Below are 12,096 nucleotides of genomic sequence, written 5' to 3'. Positions count from 1 at the left end.
TCGGTGGTCGGCCGTCGGGCCGGAGGCCCTAACTCACCTGCGTCCCATCAAACAGCCTGATGAGCCGGTCCGTCTTTTTCGCCATGGCTTCGTCGTGGGTGACCATTACGATGGTGGCACCGTCGGTGTTCAGTTTTTGGAGAATGCCGAGGATTTCGTTGCCCATGGCGCTGTCGAGGTTACCGGTGGGTTCGTCGGCGAGGATGATTTCGGGCTTGCCTACGATCGCACGCGCAATGGCGACGCGCTGCTTCTGACCGCCGGAAAGTTGTTTGGGAAAATGCTTCATCCGGTTGCTCAGTCCTACTTTTTCCAATGCTTCCTGCGCCAGCTCGCGGCGTTCCTTTGCCGACGAATTCCTGTAAAGCAGCGGAATTTCGACGTTATCTATCACCGATAGATCATTTATCAGATGAAAGCTCTGAAAAATGAAGCCCAGCTTGCGGTTGCGCAATTCGGCCAGGTGTTTGTCGGTATAACGCTTCACCGGCGAGCCATCGATCTCGATCTGGCCCTTCGAAGGCGCATCGAGCAGCCCGATAATGTTAAGCAATGTACTCTTCCCGCAACCCGAAGGCCCCATGATCGAAACGAACTCGCCTTTCTTCACATCGATATTGATGTTGTTCAAAGCCAGCGTCTCGATCGAGCTGGTACGGTACACTTTTTCTACGTTTTGGAGTTTGATCATGGCACGGGTATGTTGGATGTTTTTTGTTTATTGACCGCCGACGGCCGACCACCGACCGCCGACAAGTTGTCTGTTACATTAGGGAATCGTGTCTGGTCCTGTCTTTTCTTTGTTCTTTAATCACTTAATTAAAAATCAACACTATGATCGCGATCGGCGGTCAGCGGTCGGCCGTCGGCGGTCAATATGCGATCTTCCTCCCCAGCTCAAAGTCAAACAGCGTCAGCAGCCGCAGGCTGTAATACGCCTGCCAGTAATCGCGTAATGCGAGGATGTAGTCGCGGCGGGCGATGTCTTTTTCCTGGGTGGCGATGCCGAGGTCGGTTACGCTGAGGTCGCTCAGGATGAAACGCTCTTTGGCGATCTGGTAACGGTCGGCGGCAATGCCGTCGGCTACCTGCGTGAGTTTTACCTGCTTTTGGAGCATTTGTAAAAGGGTCACCTGGGTGAAAATTTCCTGTTCAAAGGTAAGCTTATCCTGCTCCACCGACTGCTGCGCGAATTCCCGTGCGGCGCGGGCGACTTCCGTTTGCGCTTTGTTGCGGCCCCAGGTGAGAATGGGCAATGTCAGTTGCAGTTCTACAAACTCGCGGTCCTGCGGGCTCACATACACGTCGCGCGGGAGATTACCCTGGTTGGACAGGCCGAATGTCGCATTCAGCGTTGCATTGAGGCCGTTGGTACGCCGGGCATTCTCCACATCGCGTTCGGCTTCGAGGAGCCTTCGCCGGAATGCCACCGAGGCTGAGCGGTTCGCAAATGCCTCGTCGAGGGCGATTTGAGGATTGATCGCGAATTCACCGGCTTCCGCCGGAATGGCCAGTTCCAGTTCGCGCTCATCGCGTGTGCCCATGTACATTTTCAGTTTGAGCGATGCTACCGCTGCCGACTGCTGGGCGGAAGCAAGGTCTTTTTGCGCAGTAAGCAATCCCATTTGCAGCTGCAAGAGGTCGTTTTGAGATATTTTACCTAATTCCAGCTTGTGCCTGGCGATCTTGAAGAGCGTGTCATTGTTGCTCCGGTTCTTCTCGGCGATCTGCAAATTAACCTGCGCCACCAGCAGGTCGAAATAGTAACTGCTGGCATCCAGCGCCACCTGCTCCATCGACTGAATGTATTGCTGGTTACCCTCCTGGTATTTCAGCGGCGAAATCTTGCGATCCCATTTGAGGGGATTGAACTGGAACAGCGGCTGTTTAATACCTATTTCAAACGGAATGCCATTATAGCGCGTCACATCGCGCTGAAAATCGTCGAACCGCTGCATTTGCTGCTGCACGTAAACGGTACCGCCGGTCATGGCAATGTTCTGGCTGAGCGACAAGCTGAGAATGGAGTTGTTCTTTGAAACCGGCTGGAATGAAACGGTACCGTCGGGCTGTTCGACCTCGATGTAGGACCGCGTAAAACCAGGTACCGTGCCGAGAAGGCTCAGTTGCGGTTTGTAATCGGCCTGGAACGAACGAAACTGCCAATAATTGGTCTTTTTTTGCGTCACAGCCTGTTTGGAGGCGATGGATTGCTCCTTTGATTGCTGCACCACTTCTTCGAGCGTCAGCTTGCGTGTTTGCGCGAAAACGGTGCCGGAAAGCATTACAAAAATCCAGAGGAAAAGCTGTTTCATAATCATTGAATGGTTAGCTCTTCCAGATGTTCGTACTCATTCATATTGGTCAGGATCACCTTCTCCCCCGCTTTCAGACCGCTTTTTATCTCGACATAATCGAAATTGGAAAGCCCGGTTTCGACCTGTCGCCTGCGGGCCACATTGTTTTCAAGCACATACACATACTGGCTGCGCTTGCCGTTAAACGCCGGGCCGTTTGCAACGCGCAAAGTTTTGGCACTTTTGCTCGTCACTACATACACTTCCACCTTCATATTTGGCCTCAGCGACTCATTCCGGGCATTTTCAAGCTGGATCGTGAAACCGATCACGCCATCTTTCACGGCGGGTTTCACCTGCGTTATCACGCCCCGGAGCTGCGTCTCATTGATTTTGATGATAGCACCCAGCCCGGCTTTCACCTGTTCGGCATACACATCGGAACAACTTCCTTCCACGCGAAAACTGCCCAGATCAGCTACTTTGGCCAGCATTTCGCCCTCATTTACCGACGAACCGATATTCTCGTTCACCCACGTAAGCACGCCTGGGCGATCGGCCACGATGTCGGCCATTTTAAGTTTATGCTGCAATTCCTGCAAATTTTTACCTTCGATCTGCGCACCGAGTTCGGTCTCCCGCAGGCTCGCCCCCATCGATTCGCGGTTATATTTCAGGTCGTTTTCGAGCTGCCCCTTTTCGAGTTCGGCGATTTTCAATGCATTCTCGGCACGGGTAATGTCCTCGACGGTCCCGCCGCCTACTTTTTGGAGCCGTTTGGCATCTTCAAAATCTGCTTTTAGCTTATTGATATTCAAAGATTTGATCTTGTCATTAATCTCGGCATCGTACAAATCCTTGTTCAACTTCATCCGAAGCTGATCGATACCGTTCTTTTTCAGTTCTAGCTGGTCCTTGTAGCGTTCAAATTCGATTTCGGTCAGTGACTTATCCAGCTCCACGATAGGCTGGCCCGGCTGCACGCGGGTACCGGGCGTGAGGAGAATGCGCTTGATACTCGCGCGGATCGGGCTCGTGAAGATCTGCTCGTAAGCGGGAATAATTTCGCCCGAGGCGGTAAGCGTGTTTTCGACATCGCCGGTCTCTACGGTGCCGGTGCGAATTCGGGCACTTTCGAGCGTGCTGGAAAGTGATTCTTTGAAAAAGTAAAACAGGACTGCCAGCCCTATTGCCACGGCGCCGATGAGCACCCATCGACGGTTACGCGTTTGCTTGACATATTCCGGTGCAATTTCCCGATCCATGTGGGTTTGATTGGAGGTTTTCAAGTGGAAAAATTCATGGCTAATACACCTTCATTTATCCGAAATCCGTGCCAATGTTTAACACAATGATAATCAATACATTACATTAAAATACAAAAACAAAAAACCGTGCGATAACGCACGGTCGGTGTGATTTCAAACGCTTTTCTTACGCTGTTAACTTTTCGTCAGGTTTTCAGCTTTTTCTTTTTTGCTGCGGGGAAAAGGATGTTATTCAGGATCAAACGGTAGCCTGCCGAGTTGGGATGCAGGTTCAAATCGGTGGGCTCCTCGCCTACCCGGTGCTGGTAGTCCTCGGGATCGTGGCCGCCGTAGAATGTGAAGAAGCCTTTGCCGTGCGTGCTGTGAATGTAACGCGCCTCCTTGGCATTTTTATTCTCCGCGAGAATGATTACCTCGGGTTTGATCAACCGGTTTTTGAATGCAGTGGTTTGGCCCAGAAAACCTTTGATAATGGTCTGGTGATTTTGCGTGAGCATGCTCGGTACCGGGTCCCATTTGGCCGAAAACTGGAAGAGCGAGAAAAAGTCGTTCGACTCGATCACACCCCGCTCGTCGGGCTGGTTATCAATATCCGAAAATTCGATTTCGTAAGGATACGGGATCGTTTTGAAATCCTGGAATGCAAATGAATTGCTGTAATTCAGCTTTCCGTTCGCGGAAGGGTCGGCGGGCGTTCCGTCATACATCGCATCCACGATATCCACGCCGTCGGCGGCAAGCGCAATGTCGAATGTATCCGTCGCATTGCACATCGCAAACATATAACCGCCCCCGGTCACGAACTCGGAGATCCGTTTAGCGACCGCCAGCTTCATTTGCGGCACATTATTAAAGCTGAACTTGGTAGCCGTTTCCTCTGCTTCCTTTTTCTGCTCGCGGTACCAGGGATAATCTTTGTATTGGAAAAATTTACCAAACTGACCGGTAAAATCTTCATGGTGCAAATGCAGCCAATCGTATTCAGGCAGCTTGTTATTCAAAACTTCATCGTCGTACACGACGTCGTAAGGAATCTCTGCATAGGTTAGCACCAGCGTCACCGCATCATCCCAGGGTAGTTTGGATTTGGGAGAATACACCGCAATGCGGGGTGCTTTTTGCAGTTTCACGGCATCCATGTTCACGTCCGGCGCGCTGATCTGGTTCAGTATCTGCCCGGCCTGCCCTTCCGAAATCACCTCGAAGCTCACGCCGCGAACCGTCATTTCCGATGCAAACTGCTGGTTATAAGCCACCATGAAACTGCCGCCCCGGTAATTGAGGAGCCAGTCCATTTCCATTTCATAATTTTTCAGTATCCAGTAAGATATGCCGTAAGCCTTCAAATGGTTCTTTTGCGACTCGTCCATCGGGATCAGCAGGCGGTTTGCCATCGCGTTCAGCGAGCCGATCAAAAAAATGACGAGCGGGATATAGAGGCGTATCACTGGTTTGATTCTTTCGACTTTCATGCGCAGTTTTACATTCAGGTAAAGATTAAATATAATAAAGAAACCGTCACGTTCCGAAATCTACCACAAAACCTATACCGGTTTTATACGTTCGGACTCTCCGGGGACATCATTCGGACTTCATTACTAACGACCAAACCCTGTTTCTGGTGCGCCAGCATTAAATGCCATGATTATACGCGAAAACATCGAAGAAGGCCTGCGTTCGATCCAAAGTAACCTCCTGCGCACCGTGCTGACGGCCATGATCATCGCCATCGGCATTACCTCTCTCGTGGGCATTCTCACGGCCATTGACGGCATTCAGGGCTCCGTCAACAGCAGCTTCGCCGACCTTGGCGCCAATACTTTCACCGTCCGCAACCACGACGACGACGAGTTCCGCAGCGGCGGCCGCCGGAGCAAACAATACACGACCATTACCTACCGCCAGGCCAAAGCATTCGCCGACAAATTCAAAGCCACCTACCAGGCTACCGCTTCCCTTTCGGCCAATATTGCCGGTGCAGTGCAGGTCAACTACCGGAGCAACAAAACCAACCCGAACAGCAATGTCGTCGGTTCGGACGACCAGTACCTGGGCATTAACGGCTACAAAATCGCCCTGGGCCGGAATCTCGACAAGAATGACCTCGAAAAATCGCTGAATGTTGCAGTTTTGGGTCAGGAAATTGCGCGCAAGCTTTTCGAGCGCGGCGACCCGATCAATAAAGAAATTACATTCATGGGCAGCCGGTATAAAGTGATAGGTGTGCTCGATAAAAAGGGCTCGCTGGGAGGTGACAACAACTCCGACCGGCTCATTCTCATTCCCCTCGAAAACGGCCGCGGCCTCGCCGCCAACCGCACACTTACCTACAATATCACCGCCTCGGCTCCCAATGTTGCCGATGGCGACCTAATCGTAGAAGAAGCGCGCGGCATGATGCGCCGCATCCGTGGCGACGAACTTGGCAAAGAAGATTCGTTTACCATCGACCGGGCAGATGCCATGGTGAAAGATTTTGCGGAAGTCAGCGGTTACCTCCGCATCGGCGGCTTCGTGATCGGCACCGTTACGCTCCTCGGCGCGTCTATTGCATTGATGAACATCATGCTCGTTTCCGTTACCGAACGGACCCGTGAAATAGGCATCCGTAAATCCCTCGGCGCAACGCCGCGCGTGATCCGCATGCAATTCCTGATCGAAGCCATCGTCGTTTGCATCCTCGGCGGCATCGGCGGCTTGATTCTCGGCATCATCGTCGGAAACTCCATTACCAGTCTTATCAGCGAAACAAGCACCTTTGTGGTACCATGGTTATGGATGGCCGTCGGCATTGCAATATGCGTGATGGTAGGCGTGCTCTCGGGCATTTACCCGGCGATCAAAGCATCGCGCCTGGACCCTATCGAGGCATTGCGCTATGAATAAGCGTGTTAGCAACGCTCCCGGAATTTTCTCACAAAAATCTTGCGAAAATTTGCACCAGAGGCTTGCTTAATCTCTTTTTCTGCCTACTTTTGCACTCCCAACAAGTAAGAGAATGCCCAGATGGCGGAATCGGTAGACGCGTTGGTCTCAAACACCAATGAGGTTACACTCGTGCCGGTTCGACTCCGGCTCTGGGTACAAAAGCCCTTCAACGCAAGTTGAGGGGCTTTTTTGCATTTACAATCACTGAAAATTGCAATTCAGAATTTCGGGGATCATATCAAAAACTTGGGATCAGTCCGAAAACGGATCAAATCAAAAACTTTCTTTTGGTTCGACTTCGGTTATGGGGACTAAACAGGTTTTCATGCCGGCGGATAAGACCAAGGGGGAAATTATATATTATTAATTTGATTTTCAGCCAGATACAAATCAAAGCCAAAGTATATATCCGGTTCGACATGCTATGCGCTGATAGCCACCGACAAGCCAAGAGTTCAAATTTAGGACGTTACATCCGTGATTAATAGAATTCCAAGGTTTCCAACTATTACGGATCAACACCCATCCTATCTAAAAACTTCAAAATATGAAAAATCTCGTACTAGCACCAATACTCCTGTTTGCCTTTTTTGCTTGTAAAAGCGATAATCCAAAACCGGCTCCGGAAATCGAAGGCATTGTTGGCACTTGGAAATATGTGGCCACAGAAACAATTGTGAATGACAAACCAGAATGGGTTTCTGTCCCCGGAGAATCGAACGTCAGTTTTAGGCACGATGGTGTTATACTAGATTCTAGGAATTTGCCTAATTGCTGCGCACCCAAGGCGTATCAGGTAAACGGGGAGTGGTTTGTCATAAATAAAGATACAGCGAGGGAAATTTCCGAGAAATGTGGGCCTGTAGATTGTACGGTTTGCCCTACTGCTTGGAACATTTTTCAGACAAATGATGAGCTAGTAGTATTTTCAGGTTGCGCGCCGCGCCTGTTAACAAAGAAATACATCCGAGAGTAGTTACGAGATTGTTTACTTATCCATGAATCTCAAAAACCCTCATTTCCTTGTGACGAAGATTATCGCATCCGTCTATTTGGCTGTATACAAAACCCCTTGAATGTGTGCGGTAATATTCCCGGAGTTTTCATCGCAGCCACCACATTTCTTATGGACGAAAGCCGCAGGCCGGGGCTTTACGCGGGATTAGCGCTCAACATCATAGGATTCTGACAAGGTCGCTAGACTCACCTCCCCCTTTTCGTCTCGATTGGCGTTTTGCCGAAGATCTTTTTGAATTCCGTGCTGAAATACTTGCTGTCCTCAAAACCGATCATAATGCTCACCTCGCTGACATTGTAAACTCCCGAATCGAGCAGTTTTTTGGCCTCGTTAAATCGGATTATTTTAACGAACTCATTGATAGTCATACCCGTAAGAGACTTCAACTTTCTATACAATGCTGATACACTCATGCCAATCTGCATAGCTAGTTCATTGACCCCAAAGTCGCGATCGGAAATATTCCTCTTGACCAATGAGCTGAGTTTGCCGATAAATTCCTCGTTTTTGTCCCGGGCAATACGCTCACTCCCTTGTTGATCCATCAAGACCGACTGTTGGTAACGTTTTTTAAGATCATCCCGCTGCCGGATTAGATTACCAATCTTCAATTCGAGAATTCGCGGATCGAACGGCTTGATTAGATAGTCGTCCGCTCCCGTGGCCAGCCCTTCGATGATTTGCTGATTCTGTGCTCTTGCCGTCAGTAATACGACTGGTATATGTGAAGTTGCAATATTCTCTTTCAAGTGACCGCACACCTGCAAACCATTCATATCGGGCATCATAATGTCCGACAGGACGATGTCGGGAAGATGCTCATTTGCAAGTTGCAAGCCCCGAAGTCCGTTTTCAGCTTCCAACGTGTTGAATTCCGCTTCAAAAAGCTCCCTGATAAACAGGCGTAACTGGTCGTTGTCTTCGATGATCAGGATCGTATTGGCCTTCTTCGCAAAGACGCCGTCGTACACGGTGGGCAACATTGCCGTCGTTTCCGATAACGTGCTGGCAATGTAATCGCCCCTTTTCGAAACAATTTGATCGGGAGAAAAATGCCTGTTTTCACGTAGCATCCTGATTGTCAGTTTTGTATAACCAAGCATGGATTCGGTCGCGAGACGGCTCTCTGCGGTAAGCTCGCCACTGTGCTGCTCGACAATGCTCTTGGAAAGCGCCAGCCCGATCCCATAGCCGGGTTTTTCGGAGTCTGCCTGATAATAATAGGTAAACAATTTCCGTAAATGAGCTTCTTGTATGCCTTTGCCATTGTCTTCTACGGTAATGTTCACCTCGTTGGAAATTTCCACAATACGCACCGCCACCCTACCGCCTTCGGGCGTGAATTTGTAAGCATTGCTAAGCAGGTTATAAAATACCTTCTGCATCTGGGCCATATCCATCCACAACAGCACGGCTGTGTCCGGGCATACCAGTACCGTTTCGATGCCCTTTTCCTTAGCAGTATGCTCGAATGCTGCCATGACGCTTTTCATCATTTTGGTCACATCGTGCTCCTGCACCTGCAACCTGACGCTGCCGCTTTGGATTTTGCGGAAGTCGAGCAGCTCATTGATCAATAGTAACAACCGGTCGGAATTGTTTTTAGCGTAACCCAAATAATGTTCAACGGTTCTACCATCGTATGCATGCTGGAAAGCTTTTTGCATTGGCCCCGAAATCAGTGAAAGGTGCGTCCTGATTTCGTGGGACACATTGGTGAAAAAGTCGAGCTTAACCTGGTTCAGCGCATTTTCCTTCCGGAACGAGCTGCGCAGCCACAAAAACCGGGTAACCGCGTAAACCGCGGAGGCGAATAGTAGAATGTAACACAGATAGGCGTACCAGGTGGCCCACCACGGGGGTAGAATGGTAATTTTCAACCGAAGCGGCTCCTTGTTCCAATAACCATCTCCATTCGCAGCTTTCACCATAAACACGTAGTCACCTGGTGGGAGGTTCATATAAGTAGCGGATTGGTTTCCGGTGTAGGTCCAGGTATTGTCGAACCCTTCCAGCCTGTAAGCGTACCGGTTTCGTTCCGACCTTGGAAAGCTTAGCAGCGCAAAGCTGATTGAGAAGATGTTCTGGTTATGACGCATGGTCAATTCCCGGGTTTGATCAAGATTTCGTGCGAGCAAACCGGTGTTATCTCCCGCTTTTATCTCCCGGTCTAACAACCTCAGCTGTGTAAACACCAGCCTCGAAGTACCACTCCTTGCGATCACCTGGTCGGGCGAGAACTGAAAAATCCCTTTGTTGGTCGTAAAGTATAGAATTCCTGAGGTACTCTTCACGCTCGACGCGGGACGCGAAATCCCGTTGAAGGGAAGGCCATCCTGGTAGCCGTAGGTTTGCAGGGTCTTTTTGTCGGGATGGTAACGTGTCAGTTCGGCCTCGGTAGCAAGCCAAAAATAGCCCAATTTGTCTATCTGGATATCTTCGATCTTTGAAAGCGCTATTTTCGGATCAAGCCGGAATTTGCCCGAAGCGTGATCGAAGCTTTGCAAACCTTGCCGGGTGACTGCCCATACTCTACCTGCGGTGTCTTCCGCCAGTCGCCATACCGCAGCAAAATTTCCGCCTCCCCTGCTTTTGTCGGTAGCCACTTCCTCAAAATCGGCCGCCCCATGTTTGAGCACGAAAGCTTCGTCGCCGCCGCCTATCCAGATATTTTGCTTCGAATCTTCCAGTATACTGTGGGCGTAGGTGACAGAATTGTACTTTTTGAACCGGCCCGTAGGTTTGTCAAACAACAATGCCCCAAAAGTACCTATCAGCCAGAACCGGTTCTCTGAATCTTCCAGAACATCGTGTACCCTGCCATCTTCCAGCTCCTTGTAACTTCCGGTGGCCGCAATGGGATAATGGTGATAGTCCCCGGAATTAAGATTGACGCTTGTCAGTACCGTGTTTCCGGCAGCCCAGAGCGTATTGTCCCTGTCAATATAAAAATAGTAATAGTCCGAGGAGGGACGTAGATTCAGATCGAACGCGCGCGACTGCATATCCGACGGGTCAAACAAATGCAACTTTTTCTGATCCTTCGCGATGACCCAAAGTTTACCATGCCTGCTGTTGCCCATCCATGAATTGGCATAGCGAACATCGGAGATGCCGTTTACTGTAAATGGCCATGGGAGAAAACGGGGGGCATTCGGGTAAAAATTGCTGACACCGAAATAGTAGGTTCCCAGCCATATTCCTCCCTGCCGGTCCACACACATGGATTGAATGAGGTTATCGGCCAGACTATATATGTTGCCCGGCTGGTTTTTGTACCAAATAGCCTTACCGTCCACAGGGTCGAACAGGGCCAATCCGGAATGCGTCGCGATCCAAAGTTTACCCTTGCCATCGGGCAGGATGCAGCTTACGACCGGTATCCCTCCGTCCGGCGCGACGAAGTCTTTCATTGGCTTGAATGTCTTGGTCGCTATATCGAAATGCACAATACCGCCAGAGCTCGGCCCCAACCAGATTACATTGCGCTCATCCAGGTACTGGGTACGGAAATCATTGATCAGCGGCGATTTATTGGCTGAATTGAAACGAAAGATTCGTGGAGAATCTCCATTGGCGGGTACATGCACCAACCCATTATCGCTTCCCGCCCAGAAATCACCCTGGCTTGTCTGGCTTACCGAAAAAATATCCTTATCGAGCCCCTCAAAAGTACGGTGAAGAATATAGGTAACCTTGATTTCATTTTTTGTAACCTTGATACTATTCAGGCCGAAAGGCGTTCCCACCAGTATCCGGCGATCCCGGTCTTCCGCTATGAAATAAATGTTGTTATTGGTTTCGGGATTGGTGTTGGGCAGGTTGTGATCGACGTGCGTAAAATTGTCCGTCTCACGGTTGTACCGATCTAGTCCACCCGTTCCACCCACCCAAAGGTCGCCTTTCGAATCGCAGAAGACGGCATTCAGCATGTCGGACGAAATGGAGTGTGGGTCGGAGGAATTATGCAGGTATTTTTTCAGCGTGTGGGAATCATACCGGAATAGACCGGCGTAGGTGGCAAACCACATGAAGCCCTGCTTGTCCTGAACCATCCCTCTGGCATTGGACATCGAACCTACTTCCCGCCCGGCCAAATTCCGGAAGGCCTGAGCCTCAACAAAATGACTAGAACAGATAATCAAAACAACGAGCACTGCCCGGCAAAAGACAAACAAAGCTTCCAAAAATGAGTTAAATTAATCCAACGATTTAGAACAACCCCATGAAGAAGGTTCACTTACACTCCTACTGGACACCAGCATCGTAACCAGCACTTCCTTTCATCCCGGTCTGGGTATTTGAACATCATACCTACTCACCACATTCACTGGGCAAATGCTTCGCAAGTATATATCTATATACATATCTATTCAAAAGAAATTTATGTAGAAATTGTTCGATAGATATAAAACGATACTGAAATCGTCGCACGACTATCGACGAAATATTGCCGAGCTTACTGACTATCAGCTTGCTAGCTACATCAATTATCAACTTGATGAGTGTTTAAAAAATATTTGTACGCATTCAGAGGCTGCTGTCATTCCTTCAAATTAATCGTCCGATGCCCGCTACAATTCCA

7 protein-coding genes and 1 tRNA gene are annotated in these 12,096 nt (G+C 49.7%); 3 read left to right on the top strand and 5 right to left on the bottom strand.

Annotation, left to right across the window (positions count from 1 at the left end):
• Positions 1–28: 28 nt before the first annotated feature.
• The 4 genes from BLQ88_RS09220 to BLQ88_RS09205 all read right to left on the bottom strand — a co-directional run bounded on the left by BLQ88_RS09220 (position 29) and on the right by BLQ88_RS09205 (position 5,037).
• Positions 29–691 (bottom strand): ABC transporter ATP-binding protein, encoded by a 663-nt coding sequence (locus BLQ88_RS09220; RefSeq protein WP_090148634.1) that lies wholly within the window; start codon positions 689–691, stop codon positions 29–31.
• Positions 692–872: 181 nt separating this feature from the next.
• The gene (locus BLQ88_RS09215) at positions 873–2,321 is read right to left on the bottom strand and encodes a TolC family protein (protein ID WP_090148633.1); all 1,449 of its coding nucleotides are present in this window, start codon (positions 2,319–2,321) and stop codon (positions 873–875) included.
• Entirely contained in the window at positions 2,318–3,562 is a 1,245-nt protein-coding gene (locus BLQ88_RS09210; protein ID WP_090148631.1) for an efflux RND transporter periplasmic adaptor subunit, read from the bottom strand. The genes BLQ88_RS09215 and BLQ88_RS09210 overlap by 4 nt, the downstream gene beginning before the upstream one ends.
• Before the next feature lie 188 nt (positions 3,563–3,750).
• Complete coding sequence (locus BLQ88_RS09205; protein WP_229212637.1) at positions 3,751–5,037, bottom strand: asparagine synthetase B; 1,287 nt, start codon at positions 5,035–5,037, stop codon at positions 3,751–3,753.
• Positions 5,038–5,206: 169 nt separating this feature from the next.
• Between BLQ88_RS09205 and BLQ88_RS09200 the strand changes: the two genes are divergently transcribed.
• The 3 genes from BLQ88_RS09200 (at position 5,207) to BLQ88_RS09190 (ending at position 7,469) form a co-directional block, all read left to right on the top strand.
• Positions 5,207–6,451, top strand: coding sequence for an ABC transporter permease (locus BLQ88_RS09200; RefSeq protein ID WP_090148629.1), 1,245 nt, complete (start codon positions 5,207–5,209; stop codon positions 6,449–6,451).
• Positions 6,452–6,565: 114 nt separating this feature from the next.
• Positions 6,566–6,649: transfer RNA gene (locus BLQ88_RS09195), tRNA-Leu, on the top strand.
• Positions 6,650–7,040: 391 nt separating this feature from the next.
• Complete coding sequence (locus tag BLQ88_RS09190) at positions 7,041–7,469, top strand: hypothetical protein (protein WP_090148628.1); 429 nt, start codon at positions 7,041–7,043, stop codon at positions 7,467–7,469.
• 227 nt (positions 7,470–7,696) lie between these two features.
• Here the strand turns inward: BLQ88_RS09190 and BLQ88_RS09185 are convergent, their stop codons facing one another.
• The gene (locus tag BLQ88_RS09185; protein WP_090148626.1) at positions 7,697–11,584 is read right to left on the bottom strand and encodes a hybrid sensor histidine kinase/response regulator transcription factor; all 3,888 of its coding nucleotides are present in this window, start codon (positions 11,582–11,584) and stop codon (positions 7,697–7,699) included.
• Positions 11,585–12,096 lie beyond the last annotated feature (512 nt).

This window comes from Dyadobacter soli (assembly GCF_900101885.1).
GTDB classification, from domain to species: Bacteria; Bacteroidota; Bacteroidia; order Cytophagales; family Spirosomataceae; genus Dyadobacter; species Dyadobacter soli.
The sequence above is the reverse complement of the archived record's forward strand: the minus strand, read 5'-3'. Positions and strand labels throughout refer to the sequence as shown.

Excerpts from the sequence above, each read along its gene's own strand:
- BLQ88_RS09210 (WP_090148631.1), bottom strand. The coding sequence starts at position 3,562 with ATGGATCGGGAAATTGCACCGGAATATGTCAAGCAAACGCGTAACCGT.
- BLQ88_RS09205 (WP_229212637.1), bottom strand. The coding sequence starts at position 5,037 with ATGAAAGTCGAAAGAATCAAACCAGTGATACGCCTCTATATCCCGCTC.
- BLQ88_RS09185 (WP_090148626.1), bottom strand. The coding sequence starts at position 11,584 with ATGTCCAATGCCAGAGGGATGGTTCAGGACAAGCAGGGCTTCATGTGG.
- BLQ88_RS09215 (WP_090148633.1), bottom strand. The coding sequence starts at position 2,321 with ATGATTATGAAACAGCTTTTCCTCTGGATTTTTGTAATGCTTTCCGGC.
- BLQ88_RS09220 (WP_090148634.1), bottom strand. The coding sequence starts at position 691 with ATGATCAAACTCCAAAACGTAGAAAAAGTGTACCGTACCAGCTCGATC.
- BLQ88_RS09200 (WP_090148629.1), top strand. The coding sequence starts at position 5,207 with ATGATTATACGCGAAAACATCGAAGAAGGCCTGCGTTCGATCCAAAGT.
- BLQ88_RS09190 (WP_090148628.1), top strand. The coding sequence starts at position 7,041 with ATGAAAAATCTCGTACTAGCACCAATACTCCTGTTTGCCTTTTTTGCT.